The sequence below is a fragment of the Pseudomonas sp. S3_G06 genome, assembly GCF_054667565.1.
Genome location: NZ_CP162738.1, coordinates 428,511 through 450,530 on the forward strand (window position 1 = coordinate 428,511; position 22,020 = coordinate 450,530).

Below are 22,020 nucleotides of genomic sequence, written 5' to 3' on the forward strand. Positions count from 1 at the left end.
AAATTTTGTGAGCAAGTCTCTGCAAGCCATTCGTGGCATGAACGACATCCTGCCCGAACAGACCCCGCTGTGGCGTTATTTCGAAGGCACCGTGGCGCGTCTGCTGGATAACTACGGTTACAAGCAGATCCGCATGCCGATCGTCGAGTTCACCGAGCTGTTCAAGCGCTCGATCGGCGAAGTCACCGATATCGTCGAAAAAGAGATGTACACCTTCGAAGACCGCAACGGTGATTCCCTGACCCTGCGTCCGGAAGGCACTGCGGCCTGTGTGCGCGCAGTGCTCGAACACGGCATCACCGGCGGTGGTCAGGTGCAGAAACTCTGGTACATCGGCCCGATGTTCCGCCACGAGCGTCCGCAGAAAGGCCGTTATCGCCAGTTCCACCAGATCGGTCTGGAAGTGTTCAACCTCGACGGTCCGGACATCGACGCCGAGCTGATCATCATGACCTGGCGCCTGTGGGGCGAGCTGGGCATCCGTGATGCGGTCAAGCTCGAACTCAACAGCCTCGGTACCAGCGAATCCCGTGGTCGCTATCGTGAAGCGCTGGTCGAGTACCTCTCGGCGCACCACGACAAGCTCGACGAAGACAGCCAGCGTCGTCTGAAAACCAACCCGCTGCGCGTGCTCGACACGAAAAATGCCGACACCCAGGCCGTGCTGGTCGATGCGCCGAAAATGGCCGACTACCTCGACGACGAGTCCCGCGCTCACTTCGAAGGCCTGAAGGCGCGTCTGGATGCCGTTGGCATTCCTTACGTGCTCAATCCGAAACTGGTGCGTGGCCTCGATTACTACAGCAAAACCGTTTTCGAATGGGTCACCGACAAGCTCGGCGCCCAGGGCACCGTGTGCGCGGGCGGCCGTTACGACGGTCTGGTCGAGCAGATGGGCGGCAAGCCAACCCCGGGCGTCGGTTTCGCCATGGGCATCGAGCGTCTGGTATTGATGCTCGAAACCCTTGAGCAGATCCCGCAGGAAATTGCCCGTCAGGTCGACGTCTACCTCTGCGCCTTCGGTGAAGAAGCCGAGCTGGCCGGTCTGGCCCTGGCCGAACGGGTTCGCGATGAACTTCCAAACCTGCGCCTGCAAGTCAATGCCGGCGCCGGCAGTTTCAAAAGCCAGTTCAAGAAGGCCGACAAGAGCGGTGCGCTGTACGCATTGATCCTCGGTGACGACGAAATGGCCCAGCAAGTGGTAGGTTTCAAACCCCTGCGTGGCCAGGGCGAACAACAAAGCATTGCCTGGGATGCGCTCGCCGCTCACCTGGCCACCTGCGTCGTGCAGGGTTGAAGCTGTCTTAACAGCCGATTTAGCGATTAAGGAGTATTGGGGTGTCGAGTACCGAAGACGAACAGTTGGCGGATTTGAAGGACTGGTGGACACGCAACGGCAAACCTCTGGTCACCGGCGGCCTGTTGGCGCTGGTCATCGTGTTCGGCTGGCAGGCATATCACAAATACCAGAGCAACCAGTCGCAAGGCGCCTCGGTGCTCTATCAGCAATTGCTGGAAACCACGCTGACGCCTGACGGCAAGCCTGATGCCGCCCGCGTTGCGGATCTGGCCGGCAAGCTCAACAGCGAATACGGCGGTTCGGCCTACGCGCAGTACGGCAGCCTGTTCGTCGCCAAAGTAGCGGTCGACAGCGGCAAGCTGGACGACGCGGCAACCGAACTCAAAGCCATCGTCGACAAGCCGGCCAACCCGGCGCTGGGCGAAATCGCCCGTCAGCGTCTGGCGCAGGTACTGGGCGCGCAGGACAAGGCCGAAGACGCCCTGAAACTGCTCGACGGCGATGCCGACAAAGCGTTCCTGGCCACTCGCGAAGAACTCAAGGGCGACCTGCTGGTGCGCTTGGGCCGTACCGATGACGCGAACAAGGCGTATCAAAAAGCCAAGGCGGCACTGTCGGATGAAGCGGCGGTCGGTGGCCTTCAAATCAAGCTCGACGACCTGGCCAAAGGGGATGCGTGACGTGATCCGTTGGAAGCATGCAGCATTGCTGGCTCTGGCCCTTCTGGCCGCGGGTTGCAGCAGCAACAGCAAGAAAGAATTGCCACCGGCCGAACTGACCGACTTCAAAGAAGAAGTGGTTCTGCAGAAGCAGTGGAGCCGCTCGATCGGTGACGGTCAGGGCGAAACCTACAACATGCTGGTGCCGGCGATCGACGGTGACACCATCTACGCCGCCGATGTGACCGGTGTGGTGATGGCGCTGGATCGCAGCAACGGCGAGGTGAAGTGGGACCAGGATCTGGAACTGCCTGTCTCCGGCGCCGTTGGCGTGGGTTACGGTCTGGTACTGATCGGTACCCTGCGTGGCGAAGTCGTCGCTCTGGACACTAGCAATGGTGAAGAGAAGTGGCGTGCCCGCGTCAACAGTGAAGTCCTCGCGCCGCCGGCCAACAACGGCGACGTAGTGGTCGTGCAGACCCAGGACGATCGTCTGATCGGTCTGGATGCTGCCACCGGCAATCAGCGTTGGGTGTATGACAGCACCCCCGCGGTCCTGACCCTGCGTGGCACCAGTGCTCCGCTGGTCACCAACCGTCTGGCCGTAGCTGGCCTGTCGACCGGTAAAGTGGTCGCGCTGGACATCTCCAACGGCGTGCCGGTGTGGGAACAACGCATTGCCATTCCACAGGGTCGTTCGGAACTGGAGCGCGTGGTCGACATCGACGGCGGTCTGCTGCTGTCCGGCGGCACGCTGTACGTGGCCAGCTATCAGGGTCGCGTTGCGGCACTGGACCTGGAAAGCGGTCGTCAACTGTGGCAGCGCGATGCGTCGAGCTATGCCGGTATCGCTCAAGGTTTCGGCAGCGTCTACGTGAGCCTGTCTTCGGGCACCGTTGAAGGCGTCGACGAGCGTTCCACCACCGCACTGTGGAGCAACGACTCGCTGGCTCGCCGTCAACTGTCGGCACCGGAAGTGTTCTCCAGCTATGTAGCTGTGGGTGACCTGGAAGGTTATCTGCATCTGCTGAGTCAGGTCGACGGTCGTTTCGTCGGCCGTGAGCGCATCGACAGCGACGGCCTGCGTGCCCGTCCGCTGGTGGTGGGCGACACGATTTATGTGTATGGCAACAGCGGCAAACTGGAAGCCCTGACCATCAAGTAACAACTATGCTTGGGGTTCATCCCCAAGCGGCCCTGCATCAGCAGGGTTTGCAGCGCCCCCGGGTGTTGCCCCGAGCACCAGCCGCTGCCTCGCAGCGGCTTTTGTATTTTCTGAAATAACGAAGTGGAGAGCCGCATGGTTCCCGTAATCGCCCTGGTGGGCCGACCGAACGTCGGCAAGTCCACCTTGTTCAACCGCCTGACCAGGACGCGTGACGCCATCGTCGGCGACCTGTCCGGTCTGACCCGTGATCGCCAGTACGGTGAGGCCAAGTGGCAAGGGCGTTCCTACATTCTGATCGACACCGGCGGTATCTCCGGTGACGAACATGGTATGGACGAAAAAATGGCCGAGCAGTCGCTGCTGGCCATCGAAGAAGCCGATGTGGTGCTGTTTCTGGTAGATGCCAAGGCCGGTTTTACCGCTGCCGACCAGATGATCGCCGAGCATTTGCGCAAACGTAACAAGCGTTCCCACGTGGTGGCCAACAAGGTCGACAACATCGACCCGGAAATGGCCCGCGCCGAATTCGCCCCGCTGGGCATGGGCCACGCGATCCCGATCGCCGGCGCCCACGGCCGTGGCATCACGCAACTGCTGGAAGCCGCTCTGAGCGAATTCCCGCGTGATGATGACGAGCCGGCTGAAGGCGAAGAGGAAGAAGTCGTTGCCGAAGGCGAGGAAGCCAAGCGTATTCCTGGTCCGAGCGAAAAAGACGGGATCAAGATCGCCATCATCGGTCGTCCGAACGTCGGCAAGTCGACCCTGGTCAACCGCATGCTCGGTGAAGACCGGGTCATCGTGTATGACCAGCCGGGCACCACCCGCGACAGCATCTACATTCCGTTCGAGCGCAATGAAGAGAAGTACACGCTGATCGACACCGCCGGTGTGCGCAAGCGCGGCAAGATCCACGAAGAAGTCGAAAAATTCTCCGTGGTCAAAACCCTGCAGGCGATCAAAGACGCCAACGTGGTGATCTTCGTCATGGACGCCCGCGAGGGTGTGGTCGATCACGACTTGAACCTGCTGGGCTTCGCGATCGAATCCGGTCGTGCGCTGGTCATCGCGATCAACAAGTGGGACGGCATGACGCCGAGCGAGCGCGACTTCGTCAAAGTCGAGCTGCAACGCCGGCTGTTCTTCGTCGACTACGCCGACATCCACTTCATCTCGGCCCTGCACGGCACGGGCGTGGGCAACCTCTACGCCTCGGTGCAGAACTCGTTCAAGTCCGCTGTGACCCGCTGGCCGACCAACCGCCTCACCCAGATTCTCGAAGATGCGGTGGGCGAGCACGCGCCACCGATGGTCAACAACCGCCGGATCAAGCTGCGCTACGCCCACTTGGGTGGCGCCAACCCGCCGATCATCGTGATCCACGGTAACCAGATCGAGAAAGTGCCGAAGTCGTATGTGCGCTATCTGGAGAACACTTACCGTCGTGTGCTTAAGCTGGTTGGTACGCCGATCCGCATCGAGTTCAAGGGCGGCGAGAACCCGTACGAAGGCAACAAGAACACGCTGACCGACCGCCAGGTCAACAAGAAGCGTCGCCTGATGTCGCACAACAAGAAAGCCAGCAAGAAGCGCCGCGACAAGAAGTAGAAGCAGCTGCGAGTTTCAAGCTGCAAGCTGCAAGTAAAAGCGGTAAAGCAGAGAGGGCTTCGTATGAAGCCCTTTTTTGTGGGCGCGGGTTTTTGCTTGCAGCTTGCAGCTTGACGCTTGAAACTTGCAGCTCACCTGCAAGGGGCCTCCGATGATCACCAGCAAGCTGCCGAATGTCGGCATCACTATTTTCACGCAGATGTCTCAGCTCGCGGCGCAGACCGGCGCGATCAACCTGTCCCAGGGTTTCCCGGATTTCGACGGCCCGCAGTCGTTGCGTGATGCGGTCGGGCGGCATATCGCCAGTGGCCATAACCAGTATTCGCCGATGACCGGTTTGCCGGCGTTGCGTCAGCAGATCGCGGCCAAGATCGCCCGCAGCTATGGTGTGACAGTCGATGCCGATCATGAAGTGACGGTAACGCCCGGCGCGACCCAGGCGATCTTCTGCGCGATTCAGGCCGTTATCCACAGCGGCGATGAAGTCATCGTGTTTGATCCGTGCTACGACAGTTACGCACCGGCAACGCAGCTGGCGGGTGGTCGTTGCGTGCATGTGCAGCTGAATCCGGTCGATTTCTCCATCGACTTCGACCAGCTCGCTGCGGCCCTGAGCCTGCGGACGAAAATGATCGTCATCAACACCCCGCACAACCCTAGCGGCGCATTGATCAGCCGCGCCGAGCTCGATCAACTGGCGGCGTTGATCCGTGATCGCGACATCTATCTGATCAGCGACGAAGTCTACGAGCACTTGGTTTTCGACGGCGTGCCGCATGTCAGCGTGCTGGCCCATGAAGAGCTGTATCACCGCGCGTTCGTGGTCAGCTCGTTCGGCAAGACGTACCACGTCACTGGCTGGAAAACCGGCTACGTCGTCGCCCCGCCAGCGCTGACAGCCGAATTGCGCAAGGTGCATCAGTACGTCAGTTTCTGTGGTGTCACGCCGCTGCAATACGCGCTGGCCGATTACATGGCCGAGCACCCGGAGCACGTTGAAGAGCTGCCGGGTTTCTATCAGGCCAAGCGCGACCTGTTCTGCGATCTGCTCGCGCCGTCGCGCTTCAGCTTTACCCGAGTCACCGGCACCTATTTCCAGTTGGTCGATTATTCGCAGATCCGCCCTGATCTCAACGATGTCGACATGGCCATGTGGATGACCCGCGAGCACGGTGTCGCGAGCATTCCGGTGTCGGTGTTCTACAAGACTCCACCGCAAGGCCAGCGCCTGATACGCCTGTGCTTTGCCAAACGCGAGGAGACGCTGCGTGAAGCAGCGGAAAAGCTATGCGTGATCTGAGTGCATTGCCGGACCTGACCCTGGCGCTGATCCAGACCAGCCTGGCCTGGCATGACCGCCAGGCCAACCTCGAGCATTTCGAGCTGTTGCTTGAGCAGGCGCAGGGCGCCGATCTGATCATCCTGCCGGAGATGTTCACCACCGGGTTTTCCATGGAGTCCGAAACCCTCGCCGAAGCGGAAAACGGCCCGACCAGCAAATGGCTGCGGGCGCAGGCGGCCAAGTTCGATGCGGTGATTACTGGCAGCGTGATCATTCAGGCGGCTGACGGCAGCCATCGCAACCGCTTGCTGTGGGCGCGGCCGGACGGCGAAGTGCTGCATTACGACAAGCGTCACCTGTTCCGCATGGCCGGCGAGCACAACCATTACACGCCGGGCGAGCGGCAGGTGCAGTTCGAGCTCAAGGGGTGGCGGATTCGTCCGCTGATCTGCTACGACCTGCGCTTCCCGGTGTGGAGCAGGGACGCGCAGGACACCGATCTGCTGCTGTACACCGCCAATTGGCCGGGCGCACGGCGTCAGCACTGGAACCGCCTGCTGCCGGCACGAGCGATTGAAAATCTCTGCTACGTGGCAGCGGTCAATCGGGTGGGCAGCGATGGCAAAGGCTTCGCCTATACCGGCGACAGTCAGGTGCTGGATTTCCAGGGCGAGACGTTGCTGGCGGCGGGGGAGGCGGATGGCGTGTTCAAGGTGATTCTGGAAGCGGCGCCGTTGGCGGCGTATCGCGAGCGCTTTCCGGCGAACCTGGATGCCGACACGTTTGAGTTCACCTGATACTCCCAGCGCCTGTCAGGACGCCTTCGCGAGCAGGCTCGCTCCCACAGGGAAATGTGTTCCAAATGTGGGAGCGAGCCTGCTCGCGAAGGGGCCATAAAAGTCAGCCAGAAACCTGTAGGCAAAAAAAGGCCCCGGAGTTTGCACTCCGGGGCCTTTCGCATTTCAGCGGTCGATTACGCTGCTTTTGCCTCTGGCTGGCTCAGCGAACGGTTCAGTGCGCTGAACAATGCCTTGAAGCTGGCGGTGGTGATGTTTTCATCGATACCCACGCCGTGCACCGCACGTTCACCGTTCACCCGCAGTTCGATATAGGCCGCCGCTTTGGCATTGGTGCCGGCGCCGATCGCGTGTTCGTTGTAGTCCATGATTTCCACCGGAATCGGCAGGCCGGCGACCAGTGCTTCCAGCGCGCCGTTGCCCTTGCCGCGCCAGTGCAGGTTGGTTTCGCCCTGACCTTTGCTCGCCACTTCGACTTCGACGGCGCTGTTGCCGTTCTCTTCCTGCAAACGATGGCTGACCAGTGCGTAAGGAGTGTTGGCCTGCAGGTATTCGCTGATCAACAGCGAGTGAATCTGCTTGGCGGTCATTTCCAGGCCCAGGCGATCGGTCTCACGCTGCACCACCTGGCTGAATTCGATCTGCATGCGCCGTGGCAGGCTGATGCCGTATTCCTGCTCCAGCAGGTAAGCGATGCCGCCCTTGCCCGACTGGCTGTTGACACGGATCACCGCCTCGTAGCTGCGACCGATGTCGGCCGGGTCGATCGGCAGATACGGCACTTCCCACAGGGTGTCCGGTTTCTGCTGGGCGAAGCCTTTGCGGATCGCGTCCTGGTGCGAGCCGGAGAACGCGGTGTGCACCAGATCGCCAACGTATGGATGACGAGGGTGCACCTGAATCTGGTTGCACTCTTCGACAACTTTGCGCACGCCGTCGATGTCGGAGAAGTCCAGCTCAGGGTCTACGCCCTGGGTGTACATGTTCAGCGCGACGGTGACGAGGTCGACGTTACCGGTGCGCTCGCCGTTGCCGAACAGGCAGCCTTCGACGCGATCGGCCCCAGCCATCAGGCCCAGCTCGGTGGCCGCGACGCCGGTGCCACGGTCGTTGTGGGTGTGCAGGCTGATGATCACGCTGTCACGACGGTTGATATTGCGGCCGAACCACTCGATCTGGTCGGCATAGATGTTCGGGGTCGCGCACTCAACGGTGGCCGGCAGGTTGAGGATCATCTTGTGCTCAGGCGTCGGGTTCCACACCTCGATCACGGCGTCACATACTTCTTTGGCGAATTCCAGCTCGGTAGCGCTGAAGGTTTCCGGCGAGTATTCGAAGGTCCACTCGGTTTCCGGCTGCATGGCCGCATATTTGACGAACAGCTTGGCGGCGTTAACCGCGATGGCCTTGATGCCGTCCTTGTCCTGGTTGAAGACGATGCGACGGAAAGAAGGCGAGGTGGCGTTGTACAGGTGAACGATGGCTTTCTTCGCCCCGCGCAGGGATTCGAAGGTGCGCTCGATCAGGTCTTCACGGCCCTGGGTCAGCACCTGAATGGTGGTGTCGTCGGGGATGTGGCCTTCTTCGATCAGGGTACGCACGAAGTCGAAGTCGGTTTGCGACGCGGCGGGGAACGACGCTTCGATTTCCTTCACGCCCACCTGCACCAGGGTTTTCCAGAAGCGCAGCTTCTTCGCCGCGTCCATCGGTTCGATCAGCGACTGGTTGCCGTCACGCAGGTCGGAGCTGCACCAGATCGGCGCGGCGTCGATGGTTTTCGACGGCCAGGTGCGATCCGGCAGGTTGATGACGGGAAACGCGCGGTATTTCGAAGACGGGTCTTTGAGCATGCTCATCGGGAAATTCCTTGTTGTCTGGGCCGAAAAGAGGCGGCCTGCCGGTTGAACGAATGTTCTTGGAAAAGCGTGGGACGAGGCGCAGCGATTCAGCCTGGCAGTCGTGCACTGACGAGGCACAGGCTGCGGTGCTGGCGAAGCTGAATGAGGGTGTGAGAGGTTTTCATGGCTTCAACCCTAACCGCGAGGGGAAAGGATGGCAAGCAGTCGTAAAAAATTGAGAGGAATACTCGGGAAGAGAGTTTTTGCGGGATTTTATTGCGCTTAAGGCGGTGGAAGTTGTTGATGTTTGCGTAAGGCTAGAGTGGGGCGCAATTGAGTTTTTGGAGATTCATTGAGTATGGCGGTGTTTTATAGGCGGCCTTCGCGAGCAGGCTCGCTCCCACGCAGGATCTTATTGACATCAAAGATACCCCTGTGGGAGCGAGCCTGCTCGCGAAGGCGCCGGTAGCCCAACCAATGATTCAGGGTTGAAAAGCCCCAATGAAAATCGCCGGATCCACCCGCGCATCATTCAGGCTGACGTTCCAGTGCATATGCGGCCCGGTCGCGCGGCCGGTCGCGCCGACCTTGCCCACCACCGCGCCACGGGCCAGTTGCTGGCCGTTCTTCACGTCGATCTTCGACATGTGGCAGAACATGCTGATAAAGCCCTGGCCATGGTCAACGAACACCGTGTTGCCGTTGAAGAAGTAATTGCCGATCAGAATCACCTTGCCCGCCGCCGGGGTCTTGATCGGCGTGCCCGCGGGCACTGCGAAATCGAGACCGGCATGAGGATTACGTTCTTCGCCATTGAAGAAACGACGCACGCCAAACTTGCTCGACAGCGGCCCGTTGACCGGTTTGTCCAGCAGCAGATTGCTCGGCGTGTTCGGGCTGAAACTGCGGTAAGCCGCGATCTGTTCCGCCAGTTCACCCTCAATGCGCTTGAGGTTGTCGGCGTTCGGATTGACCTGCTGTTTGTTCTTCAGGGTGATGTGCTGTTCCGGGTATTTCTTGCTGCCCACGGTGAATGGCAGATTGCGCCCGCCACTGCTGATCTGCTGCGCGCCAGGCTTGACCGTCAGCGGCACGCCAACGATTGCCAACCAGTTGTTCTGCTCTTTGACCACCAGCACCGGTTTGCCCTGATAAGAAGCTTTCGGCGCCTGCGCGGCAGTGCCCAGATCCACCACGGCGACGCCGCCCGGCACCGGTTTGTTCAGCAGCCGGGTGATGTAACTGTCGGCGTGGGCGTTGAAGGTCAGGCAGAGCAACAGCAGCGAAGCGAGAAAACGCGGCATGGATCAGTCCAGTAAAGAGAGGGTGACGGGCGTCAGGTGATTGTCCTCGACGCGCACTTGCAGTTCGCCTTCGCCGAGCTTGGCTTTCAGACGCTGGCCGGTGTGGGTCTGCGCAGCGTTGCGAATCGCGTGGCCGCGCTCGTCGAGCAGAATGCTGTAACCGCGACCGAGAGTCGCCAATGGGCTGACCACGTGCAGGGTCTGCATCTGACTGTGCAATTGCTGCCGACGCTGTTTCAAAGCATCGCGCATGGCCCGGGGCAGGCGTTCGGCAAGACTGTCGAGGCGCTGGCGAAGCATGGCCAGTTGGCGCCCCGGATGTTGCCCGGCGAGACGGGTTTCCAGGCGGATCAGGCGTTCGCGGCGGGTATTGAGGCTGCGTTCGAAAGCCCGGCGCATGCGCATGTCCAGATCATCCAGACGCTGCGCCTGCTGGCGCAGACGTTCGCCGGGATGGCGCAACCGTCGCGCCATGCCTTCCAGACGCAGGCGATCACGCATCAAGCGATCACGCATGCGCATCACCAGACGCCGGTGCAGGCTCTCGACCTGACGAATCAGATGGCTGGAATCCGGGGCGAGCAGTTCGGCGGCGGCCGAGGGCGTGGGGGCGCGAACGTCGGCGACAAAATCGCTGATCGAAACATCGGTTTCATGGCCGACGGCACTGACGATCGGCGTGACACAGGCATCGACCGCGCGCGCCACCGCTTCCTCGTTGAAGCACCAGAGGTCTTCCAGCGAGCCGCCGCCACGGGCGAGGATCAGCGCGTCGAAGCCGCGGGCATCGGCCATTTTCAGCGCGCGGACGATTTGCGCGGTGGCCTCGCGGCCCTGTACGGCGGTCGGAATCAGGGTCAGTTGCACCTGCGGCGCACGGCGGCGGAATACGCTGATGATGTCGCGAATCACCGCGCCGGTTGGCGAACTGATGATGCCGATGCGCTGCGGATGCGCGGGCAGCGGCACTTTGCGTTCGGCACTGAACAGGCCTTCGGCGCTGAGCTTTTCCTTCAGCGCATCGAAGGCCAGACGTAGCGCGCCGTCACCGGCCGGCTCCACGGTGTCGAGGATCAGCTGATAGTCGCCACGGCCTTCGAACAGCGAAACCTTGCCGCGCACCTTGACCGCCAGACCGTCCTTCAACGCTTGGCGCACGCGGGCCGCGTTCTGCCGGAACAACGCGCAACGCACCTGCGCGCCGCTGTCCTTGAGGGTGAAGTAGACGTGGCCGGACGCCGGACGTGCGAGGTTGGAAATTTCGCCTTCGACCCAGATGTTGCTGAACACGTCTTCAAGCAACACCCGCGCGCGGCCGTTGAGCTGGCTGACGGTCAGGACTTCACGGTCTAGGCCAAGTCTTGCAAAGGGATCTTTAATCATGGGGCGCAGTTTAAAGGCATTCTTCTGCTCATTGCACGAACCCTGTAGGAGCTGTCGAGTGCAACGAGGCTGCGAGCTTTTGATCTTGCTTTTTCAACATCAAGATCAAAAGATCGCAGCCTTCGGCAGCTCCTACAGGGCGAGTGTCAGTCGTAACCGTCGGCGGTCTTATAAAGGAAACGCGTTGATGAGCGTGATGGAGCTGTTGGGGGCGTGGTCGTGGGGCGCTGGCGGTTGGGCGGTCATCGGGGTGGCCATCGCCCTGGCCTACATCGTCTTCGGCATCGCCGGTTTCGGCACGGCGCTGGTTGCGGGGCCGATGCTGATTCTGTTCATGCCGCTGTCGAAAATCGTGCCGTTGCTGGTGCTGCTGGATTTCGTCGCGGCATTCGGCAATCTGCTGCCCTCGCGCCGGGACGTCGCCAAGCCGGAATTGCTCTGGCTGCTGCCGTGCATGGCGATCGGCTGCACGTTGGGGGTGATCTTCCTGCTGAATCTGAAATCCGATCTGTTACTGCTTTTGATGGGGCTGTTTATCAGCGCCTATGCGGTTTACAGCCTGTGGGTGAAAGCGCGGCCGGCACAGTTGTCGGCAGCGTGGGCGGTGCCGATGGGCACAGTGGGCGGGTTGTTCGGCGCGTTGTTTGGCAGTGGCGGCTTTCTTTACGCGATCTATCTGAACAGCCGTTTACCCAAGGAGGCAGCGCGGGCCACGCAAAGTGCGTTGATCAGTTGCAGCACCGTGGTGCGCTTGAGTCTGTTTGTCATCGCCGGTGTGTATGCCGAGCTACCCTTGTTGATGCTGGCGCTGTGTCTGTTGCCGGCCATGGCGCTGGGCTTGTGGATCGGCAGGCGGCTGAGCATGAGATTGTCGCGCGAGGCGTTTGTGCGGCTGGTGACTTGGCTGGTGCTGGCCAGCGGCATCGCGTTGATCGTGCGCTATTTCAGCACTTGACCGGATTTCTTCAGGGATTAAGCTGCCGGCCTTCAGGGCCTCTTCGCGAGCAAGCTCGCTCCCACATTGGCATGCAATCTCTGTGGGAGCGAGCTTGCTCGCGAAGGCGTCAGAAGTCACACCGCAGGATTTCCCATGAACTCGCAAAGCATCATCGTCCCGAAAATCTCCACCCTGCCGGTGCACGAGCCCCGGGCGCGGGCGATCGTGCGCTGGCTGGTGCGCAAGAACATCATCGAAGAACAGCTGACCACCTGCGGCCGCACCGGCAACCGTATGGCGCACGCCATCGCTGATGGTGCTCGCGCTGTGGTGCTGTACCCCGAAGCGCTGCCGTTCGGCGAGCCGATCAATGGCCTGGAGATCGTCACCAAACGCTGCATCTATACACCGGCCAAGGGCTTTCTCGAGGAGGCTGGTTGCGCCGAGTGCCGCCGCGAAGTGGGCGAGGCGCTGTTCGAAAGTCTTGAAGACTGGTTTCCAGGGCGCACCGACAATTTCACCTGCCCCGAATGCGGGCATGAGGACGACATCAACGGCTTCCTGTTTTTGCAGGAGTGCGCGTTTTCCAACCTCGGCTTCATTTTCAACAATTGGCTGGAGGCGGGGTTCAAGCAGAGCTTTATCGACGAGTTCGCCGATTGGCTCGATCAACCTGTCTCTTGGGTCAAGGTGGAGCTGTAGGGCCGGGCTTTTCCATCTATCAATTAGGCTGAGTTTTACATTGAACAGCAGGGGGTGTCTGACTATAATGGCGCGCTTCCATTTTCCCGCTCGGGAGCCCCCGCGATGCTGCGTATCAGCCAAGAAGCTCTGACATTCGACGACATTCTCCTAGTGCCCGGTTATTCCGAGGTGCTTCCCAACGAAGTCAGTCTCAAGACCCGTCTTACCCGTGGCATCGAACTGAATATTCCTCTGGTTTCTGCCGCCATGGACACCGTTACTGAAGCCCGTCTGGCAATCGCCATGGCTCAGGAAGGTGGCATCGGCATTATCCACAAGAACATGACCATCGAGCAGCAAGCTGCCGAAGTGCGCAAGGTCAAGAAGTTCGAAGCCGGTGTGGTCAAGGATCCCATCACCATCGAGGCCGATGCCACGGTGCGTGATCTGTTCGAACTGACCCGTCTGCACAATATCTCCGGCGTTCCGGTCTTGCACGATGGCGACCTGGTCGGCATCGTCACCTCCCGCGACGTACGTTTCGAAAACCGTCTGGAAGCCACTGTCCGCGAAGTGATGACGCCTAAAGAGCGTCTGGTCACGGTCAAGGAAGGCGCCGACAAGAACGACGTACGCGAACTGCTGCACAAGCACCGCATCGAGCGCGTGTTGATCGTCGACGACAAATTCGCCCTCAAAGGCATGATGACCGTCAACGACATCGAAAAAGCCAAGGCCTACCCGCTGGCCAGCAAGGACGATCAAGGTCGTCTGCGCGTTGGCGCTGCGGTCGGCACCGGTAAAGACACCGGTGATCGCGTTACTGCACTGGTCAACGCCGGCGTGGACGTGGTGGTGGTCGACACCGCACACGGTCACTCCAAAGGCGTGATCGACCGCGTACGCTGGGTCAAAGAGAACTTCCCTGAAGTGCAGGTGATCGGCGGCAACATCGCCACCGGCGCTGCCGCCAAGGCCCTGGCCGAAGCGGGCGCCGACGCAGTCAAGGTCGGTATCGGCCCTGGCTCGATCTGCACCACCCGTATCGTCGCCGGTGTCGGCGTGCCGCAAATCAGCGCCATCGCCAACGTTGCCGCCGCCCTTGAAGGCGCTGGCGTGCCGTTGATCGCCGACGGTGGTATCCGTTTCTCCGGTGACCTGTCCAAGGCCATCGTGGCCGGTGCGTCCTGCGTGATGATGGGCTCGATGTTCGCCGGTACCGAAGAGGCCCCGGGCGAGATCGAACTGTTCCAGGGCCGTTCGTACAAGGCTTATCGCGGCATGGGTTCGCTGGGCGCCATGTCCCAGGCTCAAGGTTCGTCCGACCGTTACTTCCAGGACTCCTCGGCAGGCGCCGAGAAACTGGTTCCGGAAGGCATCGAAGGCCGTGTGCCGTACAAAGGCACCCTGAGCGCGATCATTCACCAGTTGATGGGCGGCCTGCGTTCCTCGATGGGTTACACCGGCAGCGCCAACATCGAAGAAATGCGTACCAGGCCCGAGTTCGTGCGGATCACCGGTGCCGGCATGGCCGAGTCCCACGTTCACGACGTGCAGATCACCAAGGAAGCGCCGAACTACCGGGTCGGCTGACGCCGACAGCTCTAAGCCACAAGTTACAAGCTGCAAGCGGTGCTGCGTCAGAGCAGTGCCGCTCGGCTTCCGATTACTTGCAGCTTGCAGCTTGAAGCTTGCAACTGCTTTTCAGAGTTTCTTTCATGGCCCTCGACATTCACGCTCACCGCATCCTGATCCTCGACTTCGGTTCGCAATACACCCAGCTGATTGCCCGCCGCGTGCGCGAGATCGGCGTGTACTGCGAACTGCACCCGTTCGACATGGACGAAGATGCGATCCGCGAATTCGCCCCTAAAGGCGTCATCCTCGCCGGCGGCCCCGAGTCCGTGCACGAAGCCAACAGCCCGCGCTGCCCGCAGGCAGTGTTCGACCTCGGCGTTCCGGTGTTCGGCATCTGCTACGGCATGCAGACCATGGCCGAGCAACTGGGCGGCAAGGTTGAAGGTTCCGAACTGCGTGAGTTCGGTTACGCCCGCGTTGACGTGGTCGGCAAGAGCCGCCTGCTCGACGGCATCGAAGATCACATCGACGCCGACGGCCTGTTCGGCCTCGACGTGTGGATGAGCCACGGTGACAAAGTCACCAAGATGCCGGAAGACTTCCACATCCTCGCCAGCACCCCAAGCTGCCCGATCGCCGGGATGTTCAACGACGACCGCGCTTACTACGGCGTGCAGTTCCACCCGGAAGTGACCCACACCAAACAGGGCGGTCGCATCCTGTCGCGCTTCGTGCTCGACATCTGCGGTTGTGAAGCCCTGTGGACGCCGTCGAAGATCGCTGAAGACGCCATCGCCAACATCCGCGCCCAGGTTGGCACCGACAACGTGCTGCTGGGCCTGTCCGGCGGCGTTGACTCCTCGGTGGTTGCCGCGCTGCTGCACAAGGCCATCGGCGATCAGCTGACCTGCGTCTTCGTCGACAACGGCCTGCTGCGTCTGCACGAAGGCGAGCAAGTGATGGCCATGTTCGCCGAGAACATGGGCGTCAAGGTAATCCGCGCCAACGCTGAGGAGCAGTTCCTCAACAACCTGGCCGGCGAAGCCGACCCGGAAAAGAAGCGCAAGATCATCGGCCGCACCTTCATCGACGTGTTCGATGCCGAATCCTGCAAGCTGGACAACATCAAGTACCTGGCTCAGGGCACCATCTACCCGGACGTGATCGAGTCGGCAGGCGCGAAAAGCGGCAAGGCCCACGTGATCAAGTCGCACCACAACGTGGGCGGCCTGCCGGAAGAAATGAACCTGAAACTGGTCGAGCCACTGCGCGAGTTGTTCAAGGACGAAGTCCGTCGTCTGGGCCTGGAACTCGGCCTGCCGTACGACATGGTCTACCGTCACCCGTTCCCGGGCCCGGGCCTGGGCGTGCGCATCCTCGGTGAAGTGAAGAAGGAATACGCCGACCTGCTGCGTCGCGCCGACCACATCTTCATCGAAGAACTGCGCAAGGCCGACTGGTACCACAAGGTCAGCCAGGCGTTCGTAGTATTCCAGCCAGTCAAATCGGTCGGCGTGGTCGGCGATGGCCGTCGTTACGCCTGGGTCGTGGCCCTGCGCGCCGTGGAAACCATCGACTTCATGACTGCACGTTGGGCGCACCTGCCTTACGAACTGCTGGAAACCGTTTCCGGCCGCATCATCAACGAAATCGAAGGCATCTCCCGCGTCACTTACGACGTGTCGAGCAAGCCGCCGGCGACGATTGAGTGGGAATGATCCCGCTGCGGTTCGAATAACGAAAAACCCTTGGTGTGAAGCCAAGGGTTTTTTCGTTTCAGGCCCCTGCAAACAGGTCAGGCGGGTAAACGACTTTGCAGGGTCATGCCGAGCTCGATCAGGCGCTCGGCTACTGCGGCGATGTCGCGGAATATCATGCCGGTGATGCGGCGCATCGACTGGTCCCAGATATAAAACCGGCCATCTGCGGTGCAATGCACCCTTGTTTGCACGATGTTGCTGGCGCTGTTGCGCCGCACGAGTGTGTATGTGCCGGGTTCTGTTTTCCGTATCACGAACATGCCATTGCGATGCAGAAGCTTTTCCAGCGTAGCGTCATTCCATGGCGGCACGGGGGCCTTGACCTGCAATCGCAGGTCAGCGAACAGAGGGTCGAAGGCGTTGCTTGTCGTCGCCCCGTTGTGAAACGGACCGCGAGCGACTTCCACTCCCGGGTCAATCCTGACGTCGGCTGCCTCGTCGGGCCAGACTTCTTCGATGCGCAAACCGATACCGCCCCTGAGTTCGCTTATGCCTGGCAGGTCCCTGAAGGTATTGGTGTTCGTGGCATCGACCAGAGCCACCCACTTGCCGGGTCTGTTGAGGAGCTTGTCACGCTCCATGATCTGCGTTGCCAGGCGGGTCTTGATCATCTGCTCTTCGATCGAAGTGAGTGGGACTTTCAGCGTGCAGGTTTGTGCTGCGTCCAGTCCATGGACGCGGACGCCATTGGCTTGGGCAGACCTGATCAATTCGAGCATGTTGAACCGGTTCTCAGGGTCGGTACCCAGGCTGGACAAATAGGTAGTGAGGTCCTCTGACATGTCTCCAGAGAGGTAGAAATGGTTGAGGTCCTCTTGGGCGAAATCACTCAGCAATCCACGCACGTAGAGCGTTCTGATATGCCGCGCGAACGTTGGCATGTTCTCGATCATGAAGCGCATGCTGGCGATGCGATCGAGGGTTTCTCCGACCGCCAGTCCATCGGTATTGGCAAACATCAGATCTATCAGCTCTTCGGTTTGCATCAAGGGATCAATTTGCGGAATGAGCGGCCGTCCCGGCAGATTTGTCCATTTCAGCTCTCGAAAGAATTCTCCGGCGTTGTTCAGCAGTGCTGTTCGTTGTTCGCTGAAATGCGCCTGATAACGATCGGTAGCCAGTAAATAACGGCGTCCAGCGCTTGTTGACTCGGCAGAAGCGTTGGGCAAGTTCATTGCCCATCTCCTCATTCCGGGTTTTTCCGTCTCTGAAATATCTTTGAGCGCCGTAACCAGGCGCAGCGGGCACGGAACGCCTGGAAGCGGTTCGACGCGTGGCAGATCCACCGATGGTGTTGCCTCAGAAGGGCTCAAATCTGTCTCCGGCGCACACGCCTTGCCCACGCATTGGCCGCCTCCGCGCAGCCGCAGCGCAGGCATGCGCTCCCACTTGCCAGCGCTTCCCAGGCGGACCGGCAACGAATAAGCGAACTGGTTGGGGCGCTCGGGATCGATGATTGCCCAGTTGCCGCTGTCCTGCGAGTCGGCGAAGTAGCGCACGTAATAGGCATCGCCATCCATTTCGATGGCATGACCGGGCTCGTTGTCGAGGCGGTAAATGCCTTCGTATTTCCCCGGCGTCGCCTCTACGGAATGTTGCGCAAGTAACTCGTTGCATCGATAGCTGGCAGGTACTTGTGGAAATGTCGAACCTTGCCGTGTAGCAGGCGTATTCAAGGGCTCAGTGACGTCGACGTATGTCGCCCCGCTGGGGATCTCGTTTGCCAACTCGCTGCTTGCTTCTTCAGCCGCTGTGACGGGTGGCGGATCCACAGGTGGCAATAATCGCGTGTCAGCCGAGGCAAGCTCGACCAGACCACGCATCTCTTCAGCCTCGGCATACTCGACCTGTGGGCCAACTTCCAGCTGCGCGCCAGTACCGATCAGGAACGGCACATTGAATACGGTTTCGATCGCGCTGAGCACTGCACCGATAACCCCGGCTCTACGCTCGGCTGCCGTAATGCCGTTGATCGCCTGATCGATGTTCAGCCCCATGTTCGCGATACCGGCGCCAATCAACGGCAAAGCCACCGGCCAGCCCACGGCCGCCATCGGGCCGAACACCTTCAGGCCGGCGCTGAGATAACCGGTCCAGAGTTTCTTGCGCAGGTCACTGTTGGATGTGAGCACCAGATGCGCCTCGGCAGCCATGCCCGCACGGGTCGACTCGCTTAACCAAGTGAAGGCGTCACCGCTGATCGCAACGTTGCTGCGGTTGATCATCCGGTGATCGCTGTGGCCCCAGGTGTTCACCAGGCGGTTCATCAGATCAGTGATGTTCTCAGTGATATGATTGCTGTCATCCAGCGAGAAGTGCTTGAGAAACAAAGGGCGTTTCTGCTCTGAATTCATCTGTTCGAGCAACCACCAGTGCAGATCCGCCGCAGTGTCCATCAGCCGAAAGGCCTGGGCTTGTCCCGGCAGGTAAAGGGTCTGCCGGCCACTGTCTTCGACCAGACGCAGCACGTTAGTGGCGACGTGACCGTCCAGATCCAGCGTGCGCACTTGCGCGCCGACCGGGTACGTCGATCGGAGCATTTGCAGGGTTACCGGCCAGGTCACGGGGCCGATCAGCGAGGTGACGATGCGTTGAAAATCATTGCCGTCAACGTCCCCCTGTTGCAGCGCCTGCACCGCCTGACCGAGGAAGTTGCACTTGGCCAGGGCGCGGAAGTCTTCCGACGAGGTTTGCCAGAATTTGGCCAATTGATCGCTGTAACGCGTGCTGAAATCGACGGCCCAGAATGCCTTCAGCACATCGCTGCCAAGCAGTCGCACTTCGTTGTCCTGATTGAAATTCTCCGCGTCCGGGCCATCCGAGTAGAAGCCACAGTAAAGGCCCAGCAAATCTGCGTTGTCTTGATCGGTCGCACGAAATCGATGGATCACCAACTGCGTGAGGGTGAGCGTTTCATAAGGCTTTTCCAGCAAGTGTTCCCAACCGGTAAAGGTCAGCGTGCTGCTTTGCGCCGTTTTGAATCGATGGAAATAAACCTGGTCGGGATCGAGGCCGGATAGCCCTTTGTCGGTCAGCAGTTCGATCGCAACTTGCCTGGCCGCATCGAGCAGACTTGGGCAGTTCTGCACAATGGTAGTGGCGATGGCTTTGAGGGCGGTTTTGTCCGCTGCGTTTGGCAGCAGACGACGTTCGGGAGCGGTCATGCAGGCGTTCATCCTTGAGACACAAAGGCTGAAGATGACCCAAGTGCTCAAGGGGAGGGTGTTACTCGGCTATTGCGTGTTGCGTATCGAAAGATATTGCCTCAGCGCCGCGCCACATCCGAAAAATAGAACTTGTCCAGCGTATGTCGCGATTCGGTGTATTCGAACTGGCGGCCGTCCTGCAGGAAGGTCTGGTTGCTGACCACGATGACATGGCTCTGGCCGTCGAGGTCCAGGTGTTGTTGGTCGTCCTTGCTGCACGGCACGGCTTCGATGGTGCGCTGGGCGTAGGCGATCTGCAGTTGCAGGGTCTGTTCGATGTGGGCGTAGATCGAATGTTCGGCGATGTCTGCTGACAGATCGGGGATGACGTCGCTGACGAAGTGGTTGATGTCGAGGATGACGCGTTTGCCGTCGATGCGCCGTACCCGCTTGATGCGGGTGATCGGGCTGCCGGGTTCGGCATTGATATGTTCAAGCAATGCACCTTCAAGCGGCACCTGACACATCTCGACCACTTCGGTGCTGACGTCGTTGCCCAGTCGCGGGTGGGTCTCCTGGAAGCTGACGATGCCGCCGAGCTGGAATTCGATCGGGTTGGTCGACAGCACGAACGCGCCTTTGCCGTGAATCTTCTGAGCGAAACCGCGCTCCTGCAACTGGTCGATGGCCTTGCGCACCGTGCCACGGCTGGCCTGATAGGTGTCCATCAGTTCGGTTTCGGAAGGCAGCCGGGCGCCACGCTCCAGGCGCTGGGTGGTGATGCTGGCAAGCAAATCGCTGTAGATCTGGTTGTATTTGCTCATGGCTGGACTCTGTGCCGACGGTGCTCAAAAGCCCGAACCTTAAGGGCAGGGTAGGGGTTTGTCCATGCGGACGAAGGAAAACATCTTAGGTCAGAGTAGGAAGAATCCGCGTTTTTCTGACGTTCATCCACGGATGCAAACTCGTACAGACGAGTTGTTGCATTAACTCGTACAGACGAGTATTTTTCGTTTCGGCGTGCTGCCAATAACAACAATCCACGACGGAAGAACAAGCATGAGCCATGACTATCCGAACATCGCCAAGGAGCTGCTGGAAAGCCTTGGTGGCCGTGACAACATCGAGCAGGCGGCGCATTGCGTGACGCGTTTGCGCCTGGCGCTGAAGAACCCCGCGCTGGTGAATGTGGCCGCGCTCAATGGCGTCGATCTGGTCAAGGGTTCGTTCTTCACCGGCGGGTTGTATCAAGTGGTCATCGGCCCGGGTGATGTTGAAAAGGTTTATGCCGAACTGCGCCAGCAGACTGGCCTTGCGGCATCGACCATCGCCGACGTTAAACAGAAAAGCGCCGAGAAGATCAACGCCATGCAGCGGCTGGTGCGGGTGTTTTCCGATGTGTTCATGCCGATCCTGCCGGCGCTGATCATTGCCGGCCTGTTGATGGGCATCAACAACCTGCTCGGCGCCAAGGGCATGTTCATCGAGGGCCAGACCCTGCTCGATGCCTATCCCAACCTCGACGGGTTGTGGAGCCTGATCAATCTGATGGCCAACACCTCGTTCGTGTTCCTTCCGGCGCTGGTCGGCTGGTCGGCAGCCAAGCGTTTCGGCGGCAGCGAAATCCTCGGCATCGTCCTCGGTCTGATGCTGGTGCACCCGGACCTGCTCAACGCCTGGAATTACGGCAAGGCGGTGGCCGGGCTGGACGGGCAGCAACTGCCGTACTTCGACATCCTCGGCCTGTTCCAGGTGGAAAAGGTCGGTTACCAGGGGCAGATCCTGCCGATCCTGCTGGCGGCGTACGTAATGAGCGTGATCGAAAAATGGCTGCGTGCACGCGTGCCCAACGCGGTGCAGTTGCTGGTGGTACCGATCACCACCATCGTTGTCACCGGCGTGCTGGCGTTGGCGATCATCGGCCCGGTGACCCGGCATATCGGCATCTCCATCACCGAAGGGCTGGTGATGCTGTTCGATCTGGCGCCGCTGGTGGGCGGTCTGATTTTCGGCCTGTTATATGCGCCGCTGGTGATCACCGGCATGCACCACATGTTCCTCGCCGTGGACCTGCAATTGATTTCGAGCCAGGGCGGCACGTTCATCTGGCCGATGATTGTCATGTCCAATCTGGCGCAGGGCAGTGCGGCATTGGCGGTGTTCTGGATGACGCGCAATGCGCGGGACAAGAGCATGGCCTCGACCTCGGCGATTTCTGCGTATTTCGGCATCACCGAGCCGGCGATGTTCGGCGTCAACCTGCGCTACAAATTCCCGTTTTACGCCGCGCTGGCCGGTTCCGCGCTGGGCTGCATGTTCCTCTCGCTGAACAAGATCCAGGCCTCGGCCATCGGCGTCGGTGGCCTGCCCGGTTTCATCTCGATCGTTCCGCAGTTCATCCCGATGTTCGTCATCGGGATGCTGATCGCCATGCTCGTGCCGTTTGCCCTGACCTGCGTGCTGAGCATGAAGATCGTCCGTCCGGGTTACCGGGTTGCCTGAAACTCAACTGTAGGAGCTGCCGGAGGCTGCGATCTTTTGATCTTGCCATTCAAAATCAAAAGATCGCCGCCTTCGGC

At 60.3% G+C, this 22,020-nt stretch carries 16 protein-coding genes; 11 read left to right on the forward strand and 5 right to left on the reverse strand.

From position 1 onward, the window contains the following. Nucleotides 1–7: 7 nt before the first annotated feature. The 6 genes from hisS (at nt 8) to AB4N47_RS02065 (ending at nt 6,811) form a co-directional block, all read left to right on the forward strand. The gene (hisS, locus tag AB4N47_RS02040; protein WP_016773333.1) at nt 8–1,297 is read left to right on the forward strand and encodes a histidine--tRNA ligase; all 1,290 of its coding nucleotides are present in this window, start codon (nt 8–10) and stop codon (nt 1,295–1,297) included. A 41-nt stretch (nt 1,298–1,338) separates the two neighbouring features. Beyond that, on the forward strand, nt 1,339–1,980 hold the full coding sequence (locus tag AB4N47_RS02045) for a tetratricopeptide repeat protein (RefSeq protein WP_016773334.1): 642 nt from the start codon (nt 1,339–1,341) through the stop codon (nt 1,978–1,980). Further along, on the forward strand, nt 1,973–3,124 hold the full coding sequence (gene bamB, locus AB4N47_RS02050; RefSeq protein ID WP_341638855.1) for an outer membrane protein assembly factor BamB: 1,152 nt from the start codon (nt 1,973–1,975) through the stop codon (nt 3,122–3,124). Before AB4N47_RS02045 ends, bamB begins: the two co-directional genes overlap by 8 nt. A gap of 135 nt (nt 3,125–3,259) precedes the next feature. After that, nucleotides 3,260–4,732, forward strand: coding sequence for a ribosome biogenesis GTPase Der (der, locus tag AB4N47_RS02055; protein WP_024014210.1), 1,473 nt, complete (start codon nt 3,260–3,262; stop codon nt 4,730–4,732). Nucleotides 4,733–4,883: 151 nt separating this feature from the next. Further along, nucleotides 4,884–6,032 (forward strand): pyridoxal phosphate-dependent aminotransferase, encoded by a 1,149-nt coding sequence (locus AB4N47_RS02060; RefSeq protein WP_460154400.1) that lies wholly within the window; start codon nt 4,884–4,886, stop codon nt 6,030–6,032. Next, nucleotides 6,020–6,811, forward strand: coding sequence for an amidohydrolase (locus tag AB4N47_RS02065; RefSeq protein ID WP_341638857.1), 792 nt, complete (start codon nt 6,020–6,022; stop codon nt 6,809–6,811). The genes AB4N47_RS02060 and AB4N47_RS02065 overlap by 13 nt, the downstream gene beginning before the upstream one ends. 176 nt (nt 6,812–6,987) lie before the next feature. On the opposite strand, the gene leuA is transcribed toward AB4N47_RS02065, so the two are convergent. The 3 genes from leuA to xseA all read right to left on the reverse strand — a co-directional run bounded on the left by leuA (nt 6,988) and on the right by xseA (nt 11,336). Next, nucleotides 6,988–8,667 carry a 2-isopropylmalate synthase gene (gene leuA, locus AB4N47_RS02070; RefSeq protein WP_133338429.1) on the reverse strand — a complete coding sequence of 560 codons (1,680 nt, stop codon included), beginning with the start codon at nt 8,665–8,667 and terminating at the stop codon, nt 6,988–6,990. A gap of 464 nt (nt 8,668–9,131) precedes the next feature. Further along, nucleotides 9,132–9,953: a peptidoglycan DD-metalloendopeptidase family protein gene (locus tag AB4N47_RS02075; protein WP_217878787.1), complete on the reverse strand. Its 822-nt coding sequence runs from the start codon at nt 9,951–9,953 to the stop codon at nt 9,132–9,134. A 3-nt stretch (nt 9,954–9,956) separates the two neighbouring features. After that, a complete protein-coding gene (gene xseA / locus AB4N47_RS02080) occupies nt 9,957–11,336 on the reverse strand; it encodes an exodeoxyribonuclease VII large subunit (RefSeq protein WP_024014206.1) in 1,380 nt (459 codons plus the stop codon). A gap of 187 nt (nt 11,337–11,523) precedes the next feature. On the opposite strand from xseA, the gene AB4N47_RS02085 reads away from it, so the two are divergent. The 4 genes from AB4N47_RS02085 (at nt 11,524) to guaA (ending at nt 16,253) form a co-directional block, all read left to right on the forward strand. After that, nucleotides 11,524–12,291: a sulfite exporter TauE/SafE family protein gene (locus AB4N47_RS02085; protein ID WP_341638858.1), complete on the forward strand. Its 768-nt coding sequence runs from the start codon at nt 11,524–11,526 to the stop codon at nt 12,289–12,291. Between the two features lie 135 nt (nt 12,292–12,426). After that, complete coding sequence (locus AB4N47_RS02090) at nt 12,427–12,975, forward strand: hypothetical protein (RefSeq protein ID WP_016773342.1); 549 nt, start codon at nt 12,427–12,429, stop codon at nt 12,973–12,975. 105 nt (nt 12,976–13,080) lie between these two features. Continuing rightward, nucleotides 13,081–14,550 (forward strand): IMP dehydrogenase, encoded by a 1,470-nt coding sequence (gene guaB / locus AB4N47_RS02095; protein WP_341638859.1) that lies wholly within the window; start codon nt 13,081–13,083, stop codon nt 14,548–14,550. A gap of 125 nt (nt 14,551–14,675) precedes the next feature. Further along, the gene (gene guaA / locus AB4N47_RS02100; protein ID WP_016773344.1) at nt 14,676–16,253 is read left to right on the forward strand and encodes a glutamine-hydrolyzing GMP synthase; all 1,578 of its coding nucleotides are present in this window, start codon (nt 14,676–14,678) and stop codon (nt 16,251–16,253) included. Nucleotides 16,254–16,330: 77 nt separating this feature from the next. Here guaA and AB4N47_RS02105 read toward each other — a convergent pair whose 3' ends face one another. Then, complete coding sequence (locus AB4N47_RS02105) at nt 16,331–19,459, reverse strand: membrane-targeted effector domain-containing toxin (RefSeq protein ID WP_341638860.1); 3,129 nt, start codon at nt 19,457–19,459, stop codon at nt 16,331–16,333. 101 nt (nt 19,460–19,560) lie between these two features. Further along, nucleotides 19,561–20,265, reverse strand: coding sequence for a trehalose operon repressor (gene treR, locus AB4N47_RS02110; RefSeq protein ID WP_110647051.1), 705 nt, complete (start codon nt 20,263–20,265; stop codon nt 19,561–19,563). A gap of 235 nt (nt 20,266–20,500) precedes the next feature. Here treR and treP point away from each other — a divergent pair, with 235 nt between their 5' ends. Then, complete coding sequence (treP, locus tag AB4N47_RS02115) at nt 20,501–21,943, forward strand: PTS system trehalose-specific EIIBC component (protein ID WP_460154401.1); 1,443 nt, start codon at nt 20,501–20,503, stop codon at nt 21,941–21,943. The last annotated feature ends 77 nt before the right edge of the window (nt 21,944–22,020 follow it).